The sequence below is a fragment of the Microtetraspora malaysiensis genome, from assembly GCF_050947145.1.
In the GTDB taxonomy this organism is placed as follows: domain Bacteria; phylum Actinomycetota; class Actinomycetes; order Streptosporangiales; family Streptosporangiaceae; genus Microtetraspora_A; species Microtetraspora_A malaysiensis.
On the sequence record NZ_CP191998.1, the window covers coordinates 4,222,644 to 4,244,011 of the forward strand.

22 protein-coding genes and 2 pseudogenes are annotated in these 21,368 nt (G+C 71.4%); 12 read left to right on the plus strand and 12 right to left on the minus strand.

Features of this window, described 5'->3' with window-relative positions; genetic code table 11:
- Nucleotides 1-20: 20 nt before the first annotated feature.
- From ACQP1V_RS19770 to ACQP1V_RS19790, 5 genes are all read left to right on the plus strand, one after another.
- Nucleotides 21-1,463, plus strand: a complete 1,443-nt coding sequence (locus tag ACQP1V_RS19770; RefSeq protein WP_433425131.1) for a phytoene desaturase family protein — start codon at nt 21-23, stop codon at nt 1,461-1,463.
- Nucleotides 1,464-1,483: 20 nt separating this feature from the next.
- The gene (locus ACQP1V_RS19775; protein WP_433425133.1) at nt 1,484-2,917 is read left to right on the plus strand and encodes a lipase maturation factor family protein; all 1,434 of its coding nucleotides are present in this window, start codon (nt 1,484-1,486) and stop codon (nt 2,915-2,917) included.
- Nucleotides 2,918-3,065: 148 nt separating this feature from the next.
- Nucleotides 3,066-3,896 carry a methyltransferase domain-containing protein gene (locus ACQP1V_RS19780; protein WP_433425135.1) on the plus strand — a complete coding sequence of 277 codons (831 nt, stop codon included), beginning with the start codon at nt 3,066-3,068 and terminating at the stop codon, nt 3,894-3,896.
- Between the two features lie 32 nt (nt 3,897-3,928).
- Nucleotides 3,929-4,144: a hypothetical protein gene (locus tag ACQP1V_RS19785; RefSeq protein ID WP_387415916.1), complete on the plus strand. Its 216-nt coding sequence runs from the start codon at nt 3,929-3,931 to the stop codon at nt 4,142-4,144.
- A 282-nt stretch (nt 4,145-4,426) separates the two neighbouring features.
- The gene (locus ACQP1V_RS19790) at nt 4,427-4,696 is read left to right on the plus strand and encodes a hypothetical protein (protein WP_387415918.1); all 270 of its coding nucleotides are present in this window, start codon (nt 4,427-4,429) and stop codon (nt 4,694-4,696) included.
- An 87-nt stretch (nt 4,697-4,783) separates the two neighbouring features.
- Here the strand turns inward: ACQP1V_RS19790 and ACQP1V_RS19795 are convergent, their stop codons facing one another.
- Together ACQP1V_RS19795 and ACQP1V_RS19800 are read right to left on the minus strand one after the other, a co-directional pair.
- Nucleotides 4,784-5,374 (minus strand): GNAT family N-acetyltransferase, encoded by a 591-nt coding sequence (locus ACQP1V_RS19795; protein ID WP_433425137.1) that lies wholly within the window; start codon nt 5,372-5,374, stop codon nt 4,784-4,786.
- Nucleotides 5,375-5,406: 32 nt separating this feature from the next.
- Complete coding sequence (locus tag ACQP1V_RS19800) at nt 5,407-5,898, minus strand: winged helix-turn-helix transcriptional regulator (protein WP_433425139.1); 492 nt, start codon at nt 5,896-5,898, stop codon at nt 5,407-5,409.
- A 95-nt stretch (nt 5,899-5,993) separates the two neighbouring features.
- On the opposite strand from ACQP1V_RS19800, the gene ACQP1V_RS19805 reads away from it, so the two are divergent.
- Complete coding sequence (locus tag ACQP1V_RS19805) at nt 5,994-7,319, plus strand: MFS transporter (RefSeq protein ID WP_433425141.1); 1,326 nt, start codon at nt 5,994-5,996, stop codon at nt 7,317-7,319.
- Nucleotides 7,320-7,410: 91 nt separating this feature from the next.
- On the opposite strand, the gene ACQP1V_RS19810 is transcribed toward ACQP1V_RS19805, so the two are convergent.
- Complete coding sequence (locus ACQP1V_RS19810; RefSeq protein ID WP_433425142.1) at nt 7,411-8,292, minus strand: TIGR03620 family F420-dependent LLM class oxidoreductase; 882 nt, start codon at nt 8,290-8,292, stop codon at nt 7,411-7,413.
- Nucleotides 8,289-9,215: an NmrA/HSCARG family protein gene (locus tag ACQP1V_RS19815; RefSeq protein WP_433425144.1), complete on the minus strand. Its 927-nt coding sequence runs from the start codon at nt 9,213-9,215 to the stop codon at nt 8,289-8,291. Before ACQP1V_RS19815 ends, ACQP1V_RS19810 begins: the two co-directional genes overlap by 4 nt.
- A 121-nt stretch (nt 9,216-9,336) precedes the next feature.
- Between ACQP1V_RS19815 and ACQP1V_RS19820 the strand changes: the two genes are divergently transcribed.
- Nucleotides 9,337-9,945: a TetR/AcrR family transcriptional regulator gene (locus ACQP1V_RS19820; protein WP_433425146.1), complete on the plus strand. Its 609-nt coding sequence runs from the start codon at nt 9,337-9,339 to the stop codon at nt 9,943-9,945.
- Nucleotides 9,946-10,397: 452 nt separating this feature from the next.
- Here ACQP1V_RS19820 and ACQP1V_RS19825 read toward each other — a convergent pair whose 3' ends face one another.
- Entirely contained in the window at nt 10,398-10,775 is a 378-nt protein-coding gene (locus ACQP1V_RS19825) for a hypothetical protein (RefSeq protein WP_433425148.1), read from the minus strand.
- Nucleotides 10,776-11,381: 606 nt separating this feature from the next.
- Nucleotides 11,382-11,890: pseudogene (locus tag ACQP1V_RS19830) on the minus strand (transposase family protein); the annotation flags it as partial.
- Between the two features lie 157 nt (nt 11,891-12,047).
- Here ACQP1V_RS19830 and ACQP1V_RS19835 point away from each other — a divergent pair.
- Nucleotides 12,048-12,218: a hypothetical protein gene (locus ACQP1V_RS19835; RefSeq protein ID WP_433425149.1), complete on the plus strand. Its 171-nt coding sequence runs from the start codon at nt 12,048-12,050 to the stop codon at nt 12,216-12,218.
- A gap of 283 nt (nt 12,219-12,501) precedes the next feature.
- On the opposite strand, the gene ACQP1V_RS19840 is transcribed toward ACQP1V_RS19835, so the two are convergent.
- The 6 genes and pseudogenes from ACQP1V_RS19840 to ACQP1V_RS19865 all read right to left on the minus strand — a co-directional run bounded on the left by ACQP1V_RS19840 (nt 12,502) and on the right by ACQP1V_RS19865 (nt 18,067).
- A complete protein-coding gene (locus ACQP1V_RS19840; protein WP_433425150.1) occupies nt 12,502-13,338 on the minus strand; it encodes a hypothetical protein in 837 nt (278 codons plus the stop codon).
- Nucleotides 13,339-13,735: 397 nt separating this feature from the next.
- Nucleotides 13,736-14,671: pseudogene (locus ACQP1V_RS19845) on the minus strand (MFS transporter); the annotation flags it as partial.
- Between the two features lie 14 nt (nt 14,672-14,685).
- A complete protein-coding gene (locus tag ACQP1V_RS19850) occupies nt 14,686-15,243 on the minus strand; it encodes an ArsR/SmtB family transcription factor (RefSeq protein WP_433425152.1) in 558 nt (185 codons plus the stop codon).
- Between the two features lie 99 nt (nt 15,244-15,342).
- A complete protein-coding gene (locus ACQP1V_RS19855; protein WP_433425154.1) occupies nt 15,343-16,926 on the minus strand; it encodes an FAD-dependent monooxygenase in 1,584 nt (527 codons plus the stop codon).
- A gap of 37 nt (nt 16,927-16,963) precedes the next feature.
- Complete coding sequence (locus ACQP1V_RS19860; RefSeq protein ID WP_433425156.1) at nt 16,964-17,611, minus strand: TetR family transcriptional regulator; 648 nt, start codon at nt 17,609-17,611, stop codon at nt 16,964-16,966.
- 69 nt (nt 17,612-17,680) lie between these two features.
- Nucleotides 17,681-18,067 carry an STAS domain-containing protein gene (locus ACQP1V_RS19865; protein WP_433425158.1) on the minus strand — a complete coding sequence of 129 codons (387 nt, stop codon included), beginning with the start codon at nt 18,065-18,067 and terminating at the stop codon, nt 17,681-17,683.
- A 331-nt stretch (nt 18,068-18,398) separates the two neighbouring features.
- Between ACQP1V_RS19865 and ACQP1V_RS19870 the strand changes: the two genes are divergently transcribed.
- The 4 genes from ACQP1V_RS19870 to ACQP1V_RS19885 all read left to right on the plus strand — a co-directional run bounded on the left by ACQP1V_RS19870 (nt 18,399) and on the right by ACQP1V_RS19885 (nt 21,368).
- A complete protein-coding gene (locus tag ACQP1V_RS19870; protein ID WP_387415944.1) occupies nt 18,399-18,761 on the plus strand; it encodes a BlaI/MecI/CopY family transcriptional regulator in 363 nt (120 codons plus the stop codon).
- Nucleotides 18,758-19,699 (plus strand): M56 family metallopeptidase, encoded by a 942-nt coding sequence (locus ACQP1V_RS19875; protein ID WP_433425160.1) that lies wholly within the window; start codon nt 18,758-18,760, stop codon nt 19,697-19,699. The genes ACQP1V_RS19870 and ACQP1V_RS19875 overlap by 4 nt, the downstream gene beginning before the upstream one ends.
- A 65-nt stretch (nt 19,700-19,764) precedes the next feature.
- Nucleotides 19,765-20,517: a DsbA family protein gene (locus tag ACQP1V_RS19880; RefSeq protein ID WP_433425162.1), complete on the plus strand. Its 753-nt coding sequence runs from the start codon at nt 19,765-19,767 to the stop codon at nt 20,515-20,517.
- Nucleotides 20,514-21,368, plus strand: a complete 855-nt coding sequence (locus ACQP1V_RS19885; RefSeq protein WP_433425163.1) for a cytochrome c biogenesis CcdA family protein — start codon at nt 20,514-20,516, stop codon at nt 21,366-21,368. The genes ACQP1V_RS19880 and ACQP1V_RS19885 overlap by 4 nt, the downstream gene beginning before the upstream one ends.

Sequence of the window (21,368 nt, forward strand, 5' to 3'; positions counted from 1 at the left end):
GGGCCGGGGTAGGGGCCGAGGTGGACGCGGTCGTGGTGGGCGCCGGGCCGAACGGGCTGACGGCGGCCGTCACGCTCGCCCGGGCCGGCCTCGCCGTACACGTGTACGAGGCGGCGGCGACCGTCGGGGGCGGGGCGCGGACCGGGGAGCTGACGTTGCCCGGCTTCCACCACGACGTCTGCTCGGCGGTCCACCCGCTGGGGGCGGGCTCGCCCGCCTTCCGCGAGCTGCGGCTGGAGGAGCACGGCCTGACCTGGGTGGAGCCGCCCCTCCCGCTGGCCCACCCGTTCCCGGACGGCACCGCCGTGACGCTGGCCCGCTCCGCCGAGGAGACCGCGGCCTCGCTCGCCCACGGCGTGCTCCGGGACGGCGCGGTGTACCGCCGCCTGGTGGAGCCGTTCCTCGGGCGGTGGGACGCGCTCGCGCCGGACGTGCTGCGCGCGCCGCTCGCCGGGCTGCCCCGCCATCCGTGGCTGCTCGCGCGGTTCGGCCTGCGCGCGGTGGCGCCCGCCGCGCTGCTCGCCCGCCTCTTCCGCGGTGAGCGGGCCCGCGCCCTGCTCGCCGGGCTGGCCGCGCACGCGGTCGCCCCGCTCGGCTCCCCGGCCACCGGCGGGGTCGCGCTGCTGTTCGCGCTCGCCGCGCACGAGGTGGGCTGGCCGTTCCCGCGCGGCGGCTCGCAGGCGCTCGCGGACGCGCTCGCGGCGCGGCTGCGCGCCCTCGGCGGACGGATCGAGACCGGACGCCCCGTCACGAGCCTCGCCGAGCTGCCGCCCGCCCGCGCGTACCTGCTCGACGTCATGCCGGAGGACCTCGCGGTCCTGGCCGGCGACCGGCTGCCGGAGCGGTTCGCGGCCCGGATGCGCCGCTACGGTCACGGCCCCGGCGTTTTCAAGATCGACTACGCGCTGTCCGGGCCGGTCCCGTGGACGGCGGCGGAGTGCGCTCGCGCGGGCACCGTGCACATCGGGCCGACGTTCGAGGAGATCGGCGCTGCCCTGCGCGCCGATCACCGGGGAGTCGTGCCGCGCGTCCCGTTCCTGATCGCCGCGCAGCCCAGCCTGTTCGACGGCACCCGGGCGCCGACCGGCCGGCACGTCCTGTGGGTCTACGGGCACGTGCCGAACGGCTGGCGCGGCGACCTCACGGAGGCGATCGAGCGCCAGATCGAGCGTTTCGCCCCGGGATTCCGCGAGTGCGTCCTGGCCCGGGCCGCCGCCGGGCCCGCCGAGATCGAGGCGCGCGACCGCAACGACCCCGGGGGCGACATCGCGGGCGGCCGGTGCGACGGGCTGCGCCTGCTGCTGCGCCCGCGCCCGGCCGTCCTGCCGTACGCCACGCCGGACCGGACGGTCTACCTGTGCTCCTCGGCCACCCCGCCGGGACCCGGAGTGCACGGCATGTGCGGCTACCACGCGGCGCGCGCCGCGCTGCGCAGGGTCTTCGGGGGCGCCCCGGGGGAGTAGCACCGAAGGGGGTGACGATCATGGACTGGTTCGCGGCGCCGGACTACTGGCTCAGCCGGATGGTGTTCCAGCGAGGCCTGGCCGCGATCTACCTGATCGGGTTCCTCGTCGCGCTGAACCAGTTCCCCGCGCTGCTCGGCGAGAACGGACTGACGCCGGTGCCCACGTACCTGCGCCGGGTGCCGTTCCCGCGCGCGCCGAGCATCTTCCACCTCCACTATTCGGACCGGTTCTTCTCCCTGGTCGCGGGGACGGGCGCGCTGTTGTCCGCGGTCCTCCTGACCGGGCTCGCCGACCTGCTCCCGCTCTGGGGCGCGATGTCGCTGTGGGCGCTCCTGTGGGTCCTCTACCTGTCCATCGTCAACGTGGGCCAGGTCTGGTACGCCTTCGGCTGGGAGTCGCTCCTGTGCGAGGCCGGCTTCCTCGCGATCTTCCTCGGCAACGGGGGCACCGCCCCGCCCGTGCTCGTGCTGTGGCTGCTGCGCTGGCTGCTGTTCCGGCTGGAGTTCGGCGCCGGCCTCATCAAGATGCGCGGCGACCGCTGCTGGCGCGACCTGACCTGCCTCTACTACCACCACGAGACTCAGCCGATGCCGGGCCCGCTGAGCTGGTACTTCCACCGGCTGCCCCGGCCGGCGCACCGGGTCGAGGTCGCGGGCAACCACGTCGCCCAGCTCGTCGCGCCGTTCGGGCTGTTCGCGCCCCAGCCGTACGCGAGCGTGGCAGCGGGCGTGATCATCGCCACCCAGTTCTGGCTGATCCTTTCGGGGAACTTCGCCTGGCTGAACTGGCTCACCGTCGTGCTGGCGGCCTCGGTGGTCTCGTGGGCGGACCTGGTCCGCATGCTGGGGCTTCCGCCACCGCCGCACCCCACGGCCGAGCCGCTGTGGTTCACCGGGGTGGTCCTCGCCGTGACCGTGCTCGTCGTCGTGCTCAGCTACTGGCCGGCCCGCAACCTGGTGTCGCGGCACCAGGTGATGAACGCCAGCTTCAACCCGTTCCACCTGGTCAACACGTACGGCGCCTTCGGCAGCGTGACCAGGGCCCGCTACGAGGTGGTGATCGAGGGCACCCGCGACCCGGCGGTCACGCCGGAGACGGTGTGGCGGGAGTACGAGTTCAAGGGCAAGCCGGGCGCGCCGGGGCGGCTGCCGCCCCAGTTCGCGCCGTACCACCTGCGGCTCGACTGGCTGATGTGGTTCGCCGGGCTGTCAGCGGCGTACGCGCACCCGTGGCTCATGCCGTTCGCGCGCAAGCTGCTCACGAACGACGAGGCGACGCTGCGGTTGCTGCGGGAGGTCCCCTTCCCGGACGCCCCGCCGACCTTCGTCCGCGCCCTCCTTTACCGCTACAGCTTCACCACACACCGGGAGCGGCGCGCGACCGGCCAGTGGTGGGAGCGCGAACTGGTGGAGGAGTACCTGCCGCCGGTCAGGCTCGGCCGCTCCCACTGACGCCGACCGGCCCGCGCTGCCCGCGCTGCCCGCGCTGCCCGCGCTGCCCGCGCTGCCCGCGCGGGTCGCGCTGTTCACGGACGCGGCCGCCTCCCCGATGCCCAACGCGTCGATTGACTTCATGTCGGCGAGTCGGATGCTTGATCGCATGTCCAGCGACACCACTTTGGACGGCGAGCACAGCGCCGCCGACGATCTGATCCGACTGCTCCAGGCGGTCGACTCCCAGCCGGGCTCGGCGGAGTACCGCGCCCGGTCGTACGAACTGCTCGGGGCCGCCCCCGGGGCCCGCGTGGCCGACGTCGGCTGCGGCACGGGGCTGGCCGTCGAGGAGCTGGCCGATCGCGGCGTGACGGCGATCGGCGTGGACCACAGCGAGCGGATGATCGACACCGGGCGGCGGATCCGGCCCCGGGCGGACCTGCGGGTCGGTGACGCGTACCGGCTGCCGTTCGAGGACGGCGAGCTGGACGGGTATCGGGCCGACAAGGTCTACCACGAGATCGACGACCCGGCCCGTGCGCTCGCCGAGGCGCGCAGGGTGCTCGCGCCCGGCGGTCGCATCGTCCTGATCGGCCAGGATTGGGACACCTTCGTCATCGATTCGGATGACCCCGTCCTCACGCGGCTGATCGTGCACGCTCGCGCCGACACCGTCGCGCGCCCCCGCGCCGCCCGGCAGTACCGGAACATGCTGCTGGACGGCGGATTCGACGACGTGACCGTGGAGGCGCGGGTCGCGCTGTTCACGGACGCGGCCGCGATGCCCATGATCGCGCGGATCGGCCGGGCCGCCCGCTCGAAAGGCGGCGTCTCGGACGAGCAGGCCACCGCGTGGGTCGCCGAGCAGGCCGAGCGGGCCCGCGCGGGGCGGCTGTTCATGGCGGTCCCGCTGTTCCTGGCCGCCGGACGCCGCCCGTCTGCGGGCCGGAGGGCTACCCCCACAACCGCTGGAGAGCCGGCCTGGGAGACCGCGTGATCGCGGGAGGGGGTGGCCCACATACTTGGGATGTGAAATGCACCCATTGCGGCAGCCCCAATCTGGAGCAGGGGTTCATCGAAGACAGCGGCGAGCATTCTCAGGGGTACGGCCGCTGGATCCCGGGCCCCCTTGAACGGGGCGTGTTCGGCGGTGCCAGACGCCTTGGCAAACCGCGCTGGATCATCGACGCGTACCGATGCGTCCGGTGCTCGCACCTCGAACTCTTCGCCCGGCCGAAGGACTGAGCCGGGCCACGGAACCGGCGTCCTCGGCGAGGCCGCGCACCTGCGCAGACGAGGTGATGAGCGGCGCCCGTCCCGCCGCCGAGCGCTCCTACCGTTGATCCGCCGCGCGGCCCTCCCGGTCCCCACTCGGGGAACGGGAGGGCCGCTCCATCTCTGCTGGATCTCCATCGCGGCGCCCGACCCTGAACGCAAGATGACGACGTGCGCGAGTACTCGCTGTCAGCACCCCTTCGTCATCTACAGTGATGGCGACATCGCCGTCTGTAGTCATCGGAGGGGAAGTTGAACGTCACGCGTTTCGCCGTGGCCGCACTGGGCCTGACAGTCGCCGGAGTCGTCTGGACGGGGAGCACGGGGGGCGGTGTGGCCCTCGCCGAGAGCCACGCCAGCTCGGCGGGCCACAACGTCTCCGCCCAGCTCCACAGCCACCGGAGCGGCGGCGTCCTTCACGGGAAGGGCATGAAGAGGGGCAAGGGGAAGGGGCACCACCACAGGGGCAAGAAGCACGGCAAGGGGCAGACCGTGGTCACCCCGGGTACCGCCGGTCACTGATCTGACCTCCGCGCACGGGGCGGCCGCCGCCCCGTGCGCGTCCATATAGCCTGACGGACCTCCGGCCGCCCCTGCGGAGGACCTGGCTCAGCGCGGGCGGCGGATCATCGCCCAGGTGCGCGGGCCGCCGTCCGGCAGCTCCACCTCGGCGGTGACCTCGAATCCGAGCCGCCGATAGAACCCGACGTTCGCCTCGGTGGACGTCTCCAGGAAGGCGGGGACCCCCGCCTCCTCCGCCGCCTTGATTCCGGGCTCGATCACGGCCCGGCCCAGCCCCTTGCCCTGGTGGTCCGGATCGACCCCGACCGAGCCGAGGAACCACACGGGCTCAGCCGGGCGGTACGGAGCCAGCGCGGCCTCGGCCGAGGCGGCGAAGGGCGCCCGGTCGCCGCTCAGCTCGGCGAAGACCGGCGCCAGCTCCGCGAACACCTCGCCGATGCCGGTGCTTTCGGGGGTGGTCCAGACGGACGCCGCCGCGCAGTCCGGCGTGACCCAGACCCGGCCGTGCGGCAGGCCGATGCGGGTCACGAACAGCTCCTGAAACCGGCCGATCCGGCCGAGGTGGTCGTCTGCCGCGACCGTGTGCCGCATCCACGGATAGTCGGCGAACGCGCGGGTGAGCGTGCGTACGGCCGCTTCCACGTCGGCGTGGTCGGCGGGACGGGCGAGCGATGACATGCCACTCCAATACGGGGTCGGTGCAGGGTGTCTCAACTGGGAACACTGGGAGCGCTGGGCGTACGTGCGGCGGCGGGCGGCGCGACCTTCTTCACTACGGCGTCGTCGGGACCGATTCGCCTCCCGTCGGCGGAGCGCACCTCCAGCGCGTGGAGGGGGCGCTCGTCCCGGCGGTCGACCATCTCCGAGTGCGGCTCGTCCGGAGCGAAGAAGTGGGCCTCGCCCCACTGCCGCAGCGCGACGATGACGTTGAAGAGATCCCGGCCCTTGGGGGTCAGGACGTACTCGTTGTAGGCGCTGCCGTCGGACGCGGGGACGACCTCGAGGACGCCGCCGTCCACGAGGGCGCGCAGCCGCGCCGTGAGGATGTTCTTGGCCACGCCGAGGCTGCGCTGGAACTCGCCGAAGCGGCGGCTGCCGTCGAACGCGTCGCGGACGATCAGCAGCGACCACCAGTCGCCGATCGCGTCGACCGAACGCGCGACCGGGCAGTCGCTGTCGTTGAAGCGGGTCCGCCTGACCATCGCGTCCTCCCTCGTTCAGTGCCAGTTGCAACATGCTACCAATCTCCTCTAGCGTTCGAGTGGTAGCAATATGCAACCGATTTGGAGGAGGGGTTGTGACCTGCCCGCAGGAGACGACGACGGCGGACGAGCACGTGGGGACACGGGAGGGGGCGCGGGAGAGCGCGCCGCCCTCACCAGAGGGCGAGGGCGCGCCGCCGCCATCGGTGGGTGAGGGGACGGCGCCGCCCGCGCCCTCCCGCTGGGTCACGGCGCTGTTCGCCGTGGCGTGCGGGACGGCGGTCGCCAACGTCTACTTCGCGCAGCCCCTCCTGGTCACTCTGGGCCACGACCTCGCGATCGGTCCGGCGGCCGTCGGCGCCGTCGTCACTCTCACGCAGATCGGCTACGGGTTCGGCCTGTTCTTCCTGGTGCCGCTGGGCGACCTGGTCGAGCCGCGCCGCCTCGTCGTCACGCAGTCGGCGCTGCTCGCGGGGGCGCTGGCCGTGGTGGGCGCCGCGCCCAGCGCTCCGGTCCTGCTCGCCGCCCTCGCGGTGGTGGGCTTCCTCGCCGTCGTGACCCAGACGCTCGTCGCGTTCGCCGCGTCCCTGGCCGGGCCGGAGCGGCGGGGGCGGGTCGTCGGCCAGGTGACCGGCGGGGTGGTCGTCGGCATCCTGCTCGCCCGTACCGTCTCGGGCGCTCTGGCGGACCTCGCGGGCTGGCGGTCGGTCTACCTGGCCTCCGCCGTCCTCACTCTCCTGATCGCCCTCTGCCTGCGCCGCCTGCTGCCGCGCCGCGACCGGCGCGGGCCGTCCATGGGGTACCGGCGGCTGCTGGCGTCGACGATCGCGCTGTTCACCGAAGAGCCCGTGTTCCGGTTCCGCGCCCTGCTCGCCCTGCTCGTCTTCGCCGCGTTCAGCACCCTGTGGAGCTGCGTCGCGCTGCCGCTGAGCGCCGCGCCGCTGTCGCTCTCGCACACCGCGATCGGAGCGTTCGGGCTGGTCGGCGCGGCGGGGGCACTGGCCGCCGCCCCGGCCGGACGCCTGCATGACCGCGGCCTCGGCGAGTGGACCACCGGCACGGCGCTGACCCTGCTCGCCGTGTCCTGGCTGCCCCTCGCCTTCACCCAGCGGTCACTGTGGGCGCTGGCGGTCGGCGCGGTCGTGCTCGATCTGGCCGTCCAGGCCGTCCACGTCACGAACCAGAGCGTCATCTACGCGGTACGCCCGGACGCGGGCAGCCGGCTGATCGGCGGCTACATGGTCTTCTATTCGATCGGCAGCGCCACCGGCGCCATCGCCTCGACCGCTGTCTACGCGGCCGCCGGCTGGGGCGCGGTGTGCGTGCTGGGCGGGGCGATCAGCCTGCTCGCGCTCGCCGTGTGGGCCCTCGTCCACGTCCGGTACGCACGGCACGGCGGCCGCGTCACCACCCGGCGCTGAGGCCGGAGGGCAGAGGAGGCGCCGGTCGATTCAGAGCGCCCGCAAGGGCGTGCCCGTCGCCCTCGCTGTTCCCTGGCCCGAATGCGCGGGATCAGACAATGAGGTGCGCGGCGAGTCGCTCCCACTGGCGAACGGGCGGGGTGGTGGGGGTCGCGGTGAGCAGGTGGAGGCTCACGTGGTCGGCTCCGGCGTCAAGGTGTTGATGGACGCGATGGACGATCTCCTCGGCAGGGCCGTGGGCCACGATCGCATCGACGAGTCGTTCATCGAGTGTGTCCGCGTCCTTGTATCCGAGGTCGCGCAGGAGTGTGCGGCGGTTGGGCAGGGTCGCTGCTGCCGTGGTGCGGGCCAGTTCGACAGTTCGAGAGCGGTCGGGGCTCAGCACACATAGTTGGGTGATGGCCAGGAGCGCGTCGGGGCCGAGCGTCGCCCTGGCGATGCGGGTGTACTCGACAGGCATGCCCAGCACGTTGGCGCCCCGGGTGCGTTCGGCGGCGAGCGCGAGCATGTCGGGGTCAAGGGCGGTGAGCACGCGGTGGGGCGGGACCGTTGTGGTGAGTGGCCCGAAGGGGGCGGTGTCCAGTGCGTCGAGGTAGGAGCACATCGTTGCTGGTGGTGGGCTGAAGTGGTGGCCGCGGACGTCCGCGGCGAGGCTGGGGTGGCTCTCCCACAGACCGAGCAGGAATCGCCCGGGGAACGCGTCCTCCAGGGTGCGCTGGGCGGCGGCGGTCGTCACCGCGTCGCGTGCGTAGATGTCGGTCATGCCGGCGGCCACGGTGATCCGCCGGGTGGCTGATAACAGGATCGCGGCCTGCGCCATGGCCTCTCGCCCCGTGGTCTCGGCGAACCACATTGTGTTGTAGCCCAGGTCCTCGATCGCGGCGGCGGCTTCGCGGACTCCTGTCGCGGGGTAGCTGTCGAGGTCGCCCGCCCAGATCCCCATGCGCCCGAGGGCGCGCTCGCGGGCGCTCACGCCTGCTCCTCCGCGGTGCGCTGGGTGGCCAGGAAGGCGGCGATCTGGGCAGCGCCAGTGCGCTCCAGCCAGGTGCGCAGATCCATCGCCCCGGGGTGGATCCGGCGAGTGGCGGGGATGTCCGCGCGGTAGCCGCGTCCGTTGAGCCACTCATAGGCGAACGCGAAGTCCCCGCTGAGGGCCCGGATCGTATCGATCGGGATCCGGGCATACGGCAGCGGATGTCCGAGCGCGCGCTCGATGGTCGCGGCGATCTGGACCGGCGTGAGCTCGTCCGTCGCCAGCGCGACCGCGCGGCCGATCCACTCCTCGGGCCGGGAGAACGCCAGCGCGGTGACGAAGCCGACATCGTCCACGGCCATGATCTGCTGAGGAACCTCGGGCGCGAGGGCGGTGGTCAACGCTCCGTCTTGCAGGGCGTATTCGCTCGTGAAGTTCTCCATGAAGGAGACCGGCCGCAGGATCGTCGCGGGTAAGCCGAGTCCGGCGATGTGCTGCTCGATCCGCCACTTGCTGATCAGGTTCTCCGGCAGCGTTTCGCCACCGTGACGGTCTGCGCCGGCGACCGAGGTGAAGACGAAATGCTCGACGCCGACGGCGTGTGCCGCCTCGGCAACGTTGATCCCCCAGCGGACCTCGTCGTCGGCGCTGAAGCCCGGCGCGGTGCCGGGAGAGCCGACGGTGGGCTGGACGCTGAACATGCCGTAGGTGCCTTGCGCTGCGGAGATCAAGGACGCGACGTCCTCCATCCGCGCCCGCACGATGTGCGCGCCGATGCTCGCCAGCGCCCTGGCCGGCGCCCCGTCCGGATCACGCGTGAGCGCGCGCACCTGCCAACCGCTGCTCAGCAGGTGCTGTGTCACCGCCCGGCCCTGCAGACCGGTCGCCCCCACCACGATGATGGTCCTTGCTGTCGAATCCACGTCTCTCCTCGACTTCGTCCACGCCGACGAAGGACGCATCCCCATAACTGGGGTGGCCCTCCGGTTATCGTTCGATACGATATGGAGGGCCACCCCAGTTAGCAAGTCATCAGGAGATCCCGTGCCCAAGGACGCAGTCGCCCCGGCTCCGCGGCCGATGCGTGCCGACGCGCGCCGCAACTACAACCGCATTCTGGCCGCCGCCGAGACAGTCATCGCCGAACACGGCGCCGAGGCCTCCCTGGAGGAGATCGCCCGGAATGCCGGGGTCGGCTCGGCCACCCTCCACCGGCACTTCCCCACCCGGCAGGCTCTCCTGGAAGCCGTTTTCAAGAGCCGAGTAGAGGCCCTCTGCGCCACGGCGCACGACCTGCTCTCCGACCCCGACCCGGGAACCGCGCTCGCTACCTGGCTCCGCGCCGTCGGCGCACACGCTGTAGCCAACCGCGGCCTCGGGGCATCGCTGATGCGCGGGGACCGCCACGGCGACCCAACCTTGGGAAGCACCTGCCACGCAATGATCATCAACGCCGGCGACGAACTCCTTGCGTGCGCCCGCCAGGCGAATGCCATACGCCCCGAGGCCACCATCACCCAACTACTCAAACTCGTCAGCGCCATCGCCCTGGCCACGGAAGGGGAACCCGACGGCCCGATCCAGGCCGGCCAACTGCTCGACCTCGCCCTCGACGGAGTACGCCTTCGCCGGACGTCCCGGCCCCACAAGTGAGGCTCCGTGGCTGCACGAAGAACTCGTTCCGGTAAAGCGCTGATGATCCCAATCAATTCGCGCCCATCGTCGCCGGCGCCGCCCAGATGCAGGCCTCTCCGCCTATGACGCTCGGCTGGCACAAGTGGGAGCTTGCGTCGAACGGCCAGGTGGTTGATGCCGCCGAGTTGGCGGAACGTGTTGTCGCCGAGTGGGAGAAGTGGTTGAAGAGCAACGGACTGTTGTCGTCCAGGAACACGGAGGAGAACCGTCCACCCCATTCAAGAGGTGGACGGCTCTACTTGTCTCCAAGGGGCCCGCTACAGAGCTACTGGCGGTAGCCGACAGGCTGGAGATCGCACGACCTCATATTGGGACGATGGCGACCAGGCCTCGAACATGGATGGACGTGATGATGACCTCGACCACCCACCCGGCCGCGGTTCTCCGCCGCGCACTGCGCGGAGTTTCGGTCAGGAGCCGCCCTGGAAAAGCAGCGCCTGTTCTTCACTGGAGAGGGTGTTGACCGCAGTGACGATCGACTGGTGCCAGGTCAGCGTGTCCCACCAGTCACGCCAGGCGATGGACTGGTCATCCTTGTTGGTGCCGACGAGCTTCCATGGACCATCCACTGTGTAGTGGTTTTCCTGCCCCTTGACTGTGCACGTGAGGCGCACCGTGTGCACATACCCGTACACGTTACTGCTGCACGACGAAAATGCGCCTTCGTGGATCGACGGGTAGGAGTTGTCTTGGGAGCGGCAGCTGGGGGCGGCATTCGTCGCGCTCGCCGGGAGAAGGACGGCGATGCCCGAGATTGATGCGACGAATCGGTGGATTGAGATCCGCATACTCAGTCTTCCTTTCGGCCGCTTTGCGGCGAAATCTCTGGAGGACTGGGCTAGTTATTGACAGGGCTCGGAATCGCATCGCCTAGCCGCGTGGTTCGGTCGACAACGTACTCCACTGGAGTCGAGAGGTACCAGCGAATCGCCACGACAACGAGAACAATCAGACAGACTGCTGCAACCCAGCGGTAGGAGATGCTCATTCTATTGACGTTCCCCTTGACCCCGATGCCCGCAAGGACTAGCCCGATCATGGCGATAAGACCAGCCAGGACGAAGTTGATCCAGAGGCCCAGGAGGCTGAGCCCAGCCGCGACTTGCGCAGCCATTTCCCGCGCGTGCGTCGCGCGCACATCCGGTCTTCCTGGACGAGACACTTTGGCCCCCTCGCACTCGAATGCTTCATTCGGGCTTGCGGACTACCCGTTGCAGGCACTCCTCTGAGAGTAGTAGTCCGTCGTCTTCCCCTGCAGAAGTGCAGGCTCGCGGCTATTCGGGGAGAATGAGCGATTGTCAGTAACTGAAGATCACGTTGTGTGATGCCGACATGGTCCAGTTGTGCTCGTGATTGAGCAGGACGAGCGCCGCCTGAGTGATCTTCCCGAGTCGGCGGGCACAGGTCATGTCGTGCTCGCGGCCCGGCCGCACATCCGACACCCATAACGGCCAGCCGTCCGGGGCAGAGATGACCTGGACATTCCCGCCATGATGCTTATGCTTCCCGACCACCAGAGATCGGCGCCATGGGGACCGGGAGTGCTGACCCGGTCAGTGGCGATCACGATGCCGTCGAGTTTGACGTGCGTGAGGCCTGCATTCTTGGCGGCTTCCAGGGCTTGGCGTAGGTCAGGTGCCATGGAAGCGAGAACGTCGATGCCCTTGTGCAGGTAGCGGTAGGCGGTCGTGCCGCTGATGCCGTGATCGATCGCGAGCCGCTTGATCCGGGTGTTGTCCAGAAACCAGCGCAGGATGAGCACGGCCTGGGTGAAGCACGTGATCGCCCGACGGCCTCGCCGGGTACCGCGACGGTGGCGCTCCTCGCGCAGGAGAGCGGCCAGGAACAGCACGGTCTCCCGCTGGATGCTCAAGGTCGCGGTGTATGTGACACTTGTGGGCACGTGAAGCCTCTGGTTCGGAAGTTGATCTCTAGACAAGACCACTTCTACCAGGGGCTTTACGCTTTCTGATCACTTGGAGCGCCAGTCGACCTCGCCCGCTACCGAGAGCAACAGGTCGTTACCGGCAATGGCTCACTGGTGACGAAGGATCATTGCTATGACGCCTCCCCAGCGCCCAGCCCGGCGCTCTCCGCGCGCGCTGGTGAAGCTGGTCGTGGTGACTCTCCTGTTGGGTATCGCAATCGGAGCAGGCATTTTCTGGGCGCTGGCACTGCTGTGGGATGCGCTGTGGGGCGAGGGGCCGATGTTCCTGCTGGGCCAGCCGTAGACGGTCCGCTCGCCTCACCGGGGATGGTGTTCAAACCCCTGACTTCCTGCTTGCAAACGGGAGCCAGTCACGATGTAGAGGGCTCCTCGTCCTGCTCGGCCGGTAGATGCGGGCCGTTCGGGTGTGATCGTGTGAGGGGGTGTTGCTGTACTCCGCTGCTATACGGCAACACCCCGACTGATGACCGACGTTGTCGTCCTCGCCGAGCTCGGTCAGGACGCCGGCCTCGTCGGCGCGGCCGGCGCACTCTCCGTCCCCGCCTACTGGTCCGCTTAGAGTCCTGTCACCTGGTGGTGAAGATGGCGGCGTATACGCCGTTCTCCATGTCGATCCAGGTCGGGTACAGGCCCTTGGCCGTCATCTCGTCGAACCGCGCCTGGTACTGGGCGGCGCTCATCCCGTGGAAGGCGGACCAGTTGCCGATCTTGTCGTTGCGCCAGACGGTGGTGTAGGACTTGCCGTTGGGACCGACCGCGATGGCGGACGGCCGGTATCCGGCCTTGACCTGGACATCGAAAACGCCCTGGTATTCCGATGCGGGAATGGAAGTCGTCACGGTCCAGGTGACGCGCGAGGGGTTGTCTGCCCAGACTGCCGCGAAACGCGGGTTGGGCGGCGTGCCGTACATGTTGACCGAGATGGGGATGTAGCCGTCACGTCGCGCTTGGACGTCGGCCAGGTTGAAGCCGGTGGTGTTGCTGCCGTGGCGGGCGAAGAACTTGCCCGTCTTCTTCTCCCAGATGGCGGTGAACATGGCGTCCTGCCCGCCGCTGCCCGTCGCGGTCACCATGGTGGGCTGGTAGCCCATCGCGGTGAACCGGTCGAACTCCTGCTGATAGACGGCGTCCCCCCTGGCCGTCACGGTCAGCTGCCATTCGGGGCCGGGCCTGTTGTCGGAGAAGATCGCCCATCTCTCCTGTCCGTTCTGCCGCCCGACCGAGAAAGCCATCGGATGCAACCCCGAGGCATGCATGGGGAGCCTGTCCCACACCCGTGCGCCGCTCACGTCGTGATAGGCGCGGTACTTGTAGGAGTCGTCGGCGCGCGCCGATGGGACGGTCACCGAGAAAGCGGCCAGGGCCATCGTGATGGCTATCATGCTCTTCCGAGGAGTACGCATCGTCTTCTCCATTGCGGGTTGGGTCCGGGCCGGGCCCGATTCGCTGTGGCAACTCGTGTTTACGGCCGATCGCTTGCACGATGGTTGCCATGGCCTTGATGGCGACCTGTCCCACAGTCACCGCCCTGTCTGGCGGCCGGGACCGACCCCCAGGCCGCACGCCCGGCCGCCGATTGGGCACGAGAAACCATCTGGCACATGACGGGCACGGCGGGAATCGAACCCGCGTAGCCAATTTGGAAGGCTTCAGGCCACCCTCGCGCAACCTGCTGGTGTGCAGGTCGGGAGATGTACGACGCCATCCGTGAGTCCCCGCGAATGCCCCTCGCTGACCGCCCTGTCTGGCACGCCTGTGGCACGCGCTTGAACGTGGGGCCGCAGCGATCAAGCCGGCCAGCAGTGGGTGAGGGGCGACCGCGATCAGCGGGAGGAGCAGGGCCCAGACCCAGTTGACGCCGATGATCACGGTTCTGGGGCTGAACCGGCGGTGCAGACGGCCGGCGACGATCGCGCCGAGTAGCCCGCCCCCGCCGTAGACGCCCATCATCACCCCCGTTTCGGCGGCGGAGGCGCCCATCTCCTGGGCGAGCACGACGAGCACGAGGGAGAGCCCGGCGAAGATCATGTTGCTCGCCGCGACCAGGAGCACGGCGGCGCGGATCAGCGGGTGCCCCCAGAGCCACCGCAGGCCCGCCGTGGTGTCGCGCCAGAGCGATCCTGGTGGCTCCGCGCGTTCGCTTCGCAGGTCGGACCGTACGAACAGCAGGGCGAACGCGGCGACCAGATAGGAGAGGGCGCTCGCCAGGAACGGGACGGCCTGGCCGATGCCGAACAGAGCGCCGCCGATGGGAGGGCCGGCGAGACCGGCGCCGCGGGTCTTGGCCTCGTTCTGCGCGATCGCGGCGGGCAGGAGCGGGGCGGGCACGATCTGCGGCAGGGCGGCTTTCTCGGCGAGGCCGTTGAAGACGAAGCAGGTGCCCTGGACGAACGCGGCGATCACCAGGTGGGGCAGCGTGAGGGCGCCGAGCCACCATGCGGCGCAGACGCTGGCGAGAGCGGTCCCCGCGGCGAGCTGACCGGCCAGCATGACGCGGCGGCGGTCCCAGCGATCGACCAGGGCGCCGGCGAGGAGGTTCGCCACCAGGTAGGGGAGGGAGGACGCGGCGGCCACGACGCCGGCGTCGGCCGCGGACCCCGTGATCGAGAGCACGAGCAGCGGCATGGCCATCGCGCTGACCCGGGAACCCAGGGTGGACACGATCTGGCCGCTCCACAGGACGAGAAAGTCGCGGTTGCGCCACAGAGACGGCCGGCGGGCCGGGGCTTCGGTCATCGCGTCTCGCCCCGTCACGGTGTGGGGAAGGCGTGGAAGATCACGGTGATGTGCCGGGCGCCCTCGGGCGCCTCGTCCGGATCGCGGCGCCAGCGGTTGAGCAGCGCCACGTACTCCTCGGTGAAGGCGGCGAGTTCGGCGGCCGTCAGGGTGGCGCCGCCGATCGAGCTCAGCGCCGCGTCGCCGAACTCGCCGAAGGCGCGCTCGTCGGCGAGGAACGCCGCCAGGTCGTGCTCGCCCTGCTCGCGCCACCGCCGGCCCAGTTCGGCCCCGGCCGCCTCCGCGTCGGCGTCCGCCGGGCGGCCGGGCAGCCGCAGGTCGAGGGGGACGGCCCGCCAGTACTTCCGCCGCCCCGCCGAGCGGTCGGCGTCCACCTCGATGAAGCCGAAGCGGGCGAGGCATCGCAGGTGGTAGCTCGTGGCACCGCGATCCTCGCCGAACTCGTCGGCGAGGATCGCCGACGTGGCCGGGCCCCGCCGCTGGAGGCGGGTGAGCAGCCGCTGGCGCAGCGGATGGGCGAGCGCCTTGAGGGCCTCGGGGTCGGACAGGTCTCTCCGTTGGATCTCCACCATGGATGAGAAGATAACTGTGCAAAGAAATCTTCTCAATACCCTCGTGAAGATCCATCGGGAGAAAAGCCGGAGCGGTGAGTGACCAGTGAGCGCGCGCGCTTACCGGCTCGTGGGGGCTCCGAACCATTGGGTCAGCGCGGCGCGCAAGGCCGCGCGCTCGTCGGCACCCGGATTCGGCGAATCCGAGGCCCAGGCGACGTAGCAGTCCGGCCGCAGGAGCAGGGCCGTGACCGGAGCCCGATCGTGGACGGCGGAGGCGGCCTCCGGAACGCGGGCCGGGACCGCGTCCACCCGGTCCTGCCAGCCGGAGACCTCCCCGGCGATCGACGCGTCCGGGGTCAGGTCCAGCAGCAGGGGCCGGGCGTTCTCGGTCAGCGTGGCGAGGCGGACCGGGCCGCTCCCCGTGTCCAGCGTGAGGTCGGGGGCCCACCGGCCGGTCAGCGGGTGCGCCCCGCCGATGTCGTAGCGAATGTCGGCCCCCGCCATGAGTTCGGCGACGCGTCGTACGGCGTCCCGGTCGGCGAGCAGCTCCGCGAAAAGCGCGCGCAGCGCGGTGACCTCGGCGCCCGGCGCGACCAGGGCGGACTGGGCCTGGGTCTGCGTGATCACCCGCTCGGCGGCCGGTCGCCGCTCGCTCTCGTAGGTGTCCAGCAGTCCGGGCGGCGCCCAGCCGTGGACCTCGGCGGCGAGTTTCCAGCCCAGGTTGACGGCGTCCTGGAGGCCCAGGTTCAGGCCGGGGCCGCCCATCGCCGAGTGGACGTGGGCGGCGTCGCCGAGCAGCAGTACCCGGCCGGCGCGGAAGCGGTCCGCCAGCCGGGTGTTGCCGCCGACCAGCCGGCGCAGCATGTGCGGACCCGGGCCGTCGGGCGGCGCGAGCGGCAGGTCGGCCCCGAGCACGCGGCGGACGCTCAGGCGCAGGTCGTCGAGGGTCATGGGCGCGTCGAAGGCCTCCGCGCCGTCGCCGGCCGCGGGCCACTCCGTCGTGCCCACCAGGGGCGGACGGTTGGGGAAGGGCCCGTACACGAACATGCCGCGCTCGGTGCGGTGGTGCCGGAACGGCGGGATCGGCCCGTACCCGGGCACGTCGAGCTCTCCGGTCGCCGGGTCGACCAGCGCCGCGGGAACTGTGGCCTGAGCGGTGCGGTGGACGGTGTCGTCCCTCGTCACGCCGGGGAAGTCGATGCCGGCCAGTTTGCGGGTGTGGCTGCGGCCCCCGTCCGCGCCGACGAGGTAGCGGGCGCGCACCCGGTAGGGGCCGCCCGGGCCGGAGACGTCGGCGTTCACGCCGTCGTCGTCCTCGGTGAGGCCGGTCAGCTCGTGGCCGCGACGGATCTCCACGCCCAGCTCGACGGCGCGCTCCTCCAGCACCTGCTCGATGCGGCGTTGCGGCACGGGCAGTCCGTAGAGCGGGTTGTCCTCCAGGACGCTCAGGTCCAGCGGCAGCGCGCCGAACACGAAGGAGGGCCCGGGGCGGGGCGGCTCGGGGCTGCCGCTGAGCCGCCGGTGCAGCCCGCGGCGGTCGAGCATCCGCACGACCTGGCCGACCAGGCCGTTGGCCCGGTTCTCCTCGGTGCGTTCGGGCAGGCGTTCCAGCACGAGCGGCCGGATGCCCGCGAGGCTCAGCTCGCAGGCCAGCATCAGCCCGTTCGGCCCGGCTCCGGCGATGACGACGTCGACGTCCATTGGGGGGTCCTTCTCGTACGCGGGGAAAGGGGGATTTTCAGCGGCGGGACGGCCCCTTCGGGGGGACCGGCAGGCCGGCCGAGAGCTGACCGAGCGCGTCATGGAGGAGCCGGGCGGCCGGGACGGGCGGCTCGGCGTTCAGCCACCGCTCCATGACCACCCTGATGGCGACCCCGACGGCGCCCGCCACCAGCCGCGGGTAGAGGTCGAGGGCGGCGTCGGTGCCCGTACGTTCGGCGACCGCGGCGGCGAGCTCGGCCTCCGCGGCGGCCGCCGCCGCGGCGAAGGTGCCGGTGAGCGCCGGATCATTGATCATCAACCGGACGCCGTCGACCCACTGCCGGTCGGGCGTGCTCTCGCCGCCAGTGTCCTGGCCGAGGGCGAACCGTGCCGTCACGGCGTTGACCAGCGCCTCCCAGAGGGGCTCCGACGCCGGGCGTGCCCGCAGCTCCTCGGCGATCTGCCGGGCCCGGTCGAAATGCCGGGCCACGATCGCCTCGCCCTTGCTGGAGAAGTAGTTGTTGAACGTGCGCGGGGAGACGCCGGCCTCGGCCGCGATGTCCTCCACCCGGACGTTGTCCAGCCCGCGCTCCACCGCGAGGCGGATGGCCGCCCAGCTCAGCGCGATGCGGGTTTCCTGCTTCTTGCGTTCGCGCAGCCCCGGACGCTCACTTTCGATGTCCATGCCGAGGACCGTAGCATTTCTTGCGCGATCCGCAAAGATTCTGAGCACGCAAATATGCGTGACGCGTAATTATCGAGGGGTCGTCCATGGCCAGGCGAGGGGCTCCGCGGGCACGGAGCGGAGCGGGGCCCTGGCGGCCCTCTCGCGCGGTTCGAGTTCGTGGTCGAGTCCCACGGCCGAGAGCAGCCGCTCGACCACCGGCGGGATGTGAGTCAGCACGAACGTGCCGCCCTGCTCCCGGGCGTGTTGCTTGATCGGTATGAGCGTTCGTACGCCGGCGCAGTCCATGAACGACACGTCGCCCATGTCGATCTCGATCTTCGGGATCGCCACCTGCTGGATGACGCGGTCGAGCGTGTCCCACAGGATGCCCGCCGTGGTCAGGTCGATCTCACCGCGCGGACGGACGACAGCGTTCGGACCCTCCGCTTCCACCGCGACCTCCAGCCACATCATCACGACCTCCTGTGCGTCGGCTTGGATGAATGTGGGGGTTATGTCTCCTTCGTAACAGGGAACCCGGCGGGCTGCCTCCCCGTCATTCCCCTGACCTGGTAAAGGCTCGGTCGCTCGGCGCCGCCGTTCCCGGGCCGTCCGGGCGCGGCGGAGGACGCGGAAAGGCGGGGCGGGCCGGGTGTCGGCGTCCTCCGTTACTGTCGTCCGTGGCGGACGGCGAGGAGGGCCCGGCCCCGCTCGCCCGGCGGTCCTGTCCAAGGGCGGCGCGCGGGCTCTCGCGCCCGGTTCGCGGCCACGTTCGGGAGCCCACGTTCGGGAAGGGTGAGAGGCGATGCGCGGTCTCGGCGAACTCGAAGTCAAGGTCATGGACGTCCTGTGGTCGGCGAGCGGCCCCCTGCGCGTCCGCGAGGTGCTCGAACGGCTCGACACGCCGCGCCCCCTGGCCTACACGACGGTCATGACCGTGCTGGACAACCTGCACGGGAAGGGGTGGGTCCGCAGGAACCGCGCCGGCCGCGCCTACGAGTACACCGCCAGCGAGTCGCGCGCCGAGGCGGGCGCCAAACTGCTGCGCGACGTGCTCGCCTCCAGCGGGGACGCCGAGCGGGTGCTGCTGCACTTCGCCCGCTCCGCGACCCCGGAGGAGTCCGACATCCTGCGCCGCGCGCTCAACCGGCGGGGAGGCCGCGGATGACCGTCGCTCTCGGGCTGCTCGTGGCCACCGTCGTGATCGGCGTCGCCGGCCCGTTCTACCTGCGCACCGCCGTGACGCCGAGCGTGCGGCCGGGGCTCGCCCTGGCGGGCTGGGTCAGCTCGATCGCCCTGATGGTCCTCACGGCCCTGGTCGCCGCCGTGATGCTGCTGGCGCCTCGCGCGTACGTCGTCGACGGCCTGATCGGCATGAGCCACAGCTGCGTCAACGTCGTACGCGCCGACGGCGGGGCGGTGTGGGAGCACGTGGCGCGGGCGGCCGGAGCGGCGGCGGTCTTCTGCGCCCTGGCGTGGGTGGCCGCGGTGGCCGGGCGCCTGTCGTGGCGGCGCAGGCGGTGGCGCAGGGAGCACCTGGCGCTGCTGCGCGCGGTCTCCCGCTGCGAGCGCTCCGTCCTGTGGGTGGACGAGGACACGCCGCTCGCCTACAGCGTCGGCGGGCGGGACGGGGCCGTCGTGGCGACCCGGGGCGTCGCCCGGCTCGGCCCGCGCGAGCGTGACGCGATCCTGTCGCACGAGCGGGCGCACATGCGCGGCCGGCACCACCTCCTGGTGCTGCTCGCCGACGTCGTGGCCGAGGCGCTGCCGTTCGTGCCGCTGTGCCGCCGCGCGCCCGGAGCCATTCGGGTGCTGGTCGAGCTCGCCGCCGACGCGGCCGCGGCCCGCCTGCACGGCCCCGGGTCCGTACGCGCCGGGCTCCTCGCCGTGGTCGGCCGGGGCGCGCCGAGCACCGCGCTCGCCATGTCCAGGGACGCGGTCGAGGTGCGGCTCCGCTGGCTCGGCGGGGAGCGGGCGGCGGGACGGCCGCCCGGCCGCGCCGGGTACGCTCTCGCGGCGGCGCTCGCCCTGGCGCCCGCGCTCGTCTCGATCGGGGTCGTCGCGCTCGGGGTACTGACCTACTGCCTCAGTGTGAGCCCGGCCTGACCCGGCGCTCCCCGGGGTCACTACTATGTTCGATAGTAGATCACGCCTGGCGACACGGAGGACTTATGGAGACGAACGACCGGCGCACCACCGCCAGGCGCACCACCGTGCTGGTCACGGTCCTGATGGTGGTCGCCGTGGCCCTGGTCGTCTCCCTGGTCAGCCGTCCGTCACAGGAGGAGGCGAAGCGGCCCGCGCCCGCGGCGAGCGCGACTTCCACAGGTGAGGCATCCCCGTCCGGGTCGCCCGCCGCCGAGTCGGGCCCCCTGACCTCGGCCGCCCGCCGCGCGCCGGACGACCCCCTCGCGATCGGCCGCACCGACGCACCGGTCACGATGGTCGTCTACTCGGACTACCGGTGCCCGTTCTGCGCCAAGTTCGGCCGGGACACCGAGCCCAAACTGGTCGAGCGCTACGTCGGCAAGGGGACGCTGCGCATCGAGTGGCGCGACTTCCCGATCTTCGGCGAGCAGTCGATCAACGCGGCGAAGGCGGCCCGCGCCGCCGGGGCCCAGGGCAAGTACAAGGAGTTCGCCGCCGCGCTCTTCGGCGCCGCGCCGGACCGCGGCCACCCGGACCTCACCCCCGCCGTGCTGCGGAAGTTCGCCGAGCAGGCCGGGGTGCCCGACCTCGACCGGTTCGCCAAGGACATGGCGGGCGGCGCGTTCGACGAGGCGATCGAGAAGGACATGCTCGAGGGCAATGCCCTCGGCGTCCCGAGCACCCCGGCCTTCCTGATCAACGGGCAGCCGCTGCTCGGCGCCCAGCCCATCGAGGAGTTCACCGCGATGATCGACAAGGCGGCGGCGGGCGGATGACGCAGGTCGGGTTCCTCGGCGCGTTCCTCGGCGGGCTGCTCTCGCTCGTCAGCCCGTGCTCGGCGCTGCTGCTGCCGTCGTTCTTCGCGTACGCCTTCGACCGGGTGGGCACGCTGGCCCGGCGCACGGCGGTGTTCTACGCGGGGCTCGCGGTCGTGCTCGTGCCGCTGGGCGCGGGCGTCGGCGCCATCGGGGCGCTGATCACCCGCTACCGCGACGTGGCGACCACCGTCGGTGGCGTCGTGCTGATCGTCCTCGGCGGCGCCGCCGTCCTGGGAAAGGGCTTCGGCGTGGCCGCGGCCGGCCGGGCGGCGGCGCGGATCCGGATCTCCTCCACCGCCTCGGTGTTCGCGCTCGGCGCGGTCTACGGCCTGGCCGGGTTCTGCTCGGGGCCGCTGCTCGGCAGCGTGCTGACCGTCTCCGCCGCCGGGGGCGCGCCCGCGTACGGCGCGGCGCTGATGGCGCTCTACGCGCTCGGCATGGCCGTGCCGCTGTTCGTCCTCGCGCTGCTGTGGGACCGCTTCGACCTCGGCCGCAGGTCCTGGCTGCGGGGCCGGCCGATCCGCCTCGGCCCGCTGCGCACGCACACCACCAGCCTGGTCTCCGGGCTGCTCTTCATCGCCATCGGCGTGCTGTTCCTCGTCACGGACGGCACCGCTTCCCTCGGAGGGCTGTCCGGCGTGGACGAGCAGTTCTCACTGCAGGTGTGGCTCCGGGACGTGGCCGGCCACGTGCCCGACGCGGCGCTGCCGCTGGCGCTCGTCCTGGTCGCCCTGGCCGTCCTCGCGGCGCGCGCCTACCGCGGCCGCGCCGCCCGCTCCCGCGACGACGGCGCGCCCGGCGGCGGATGA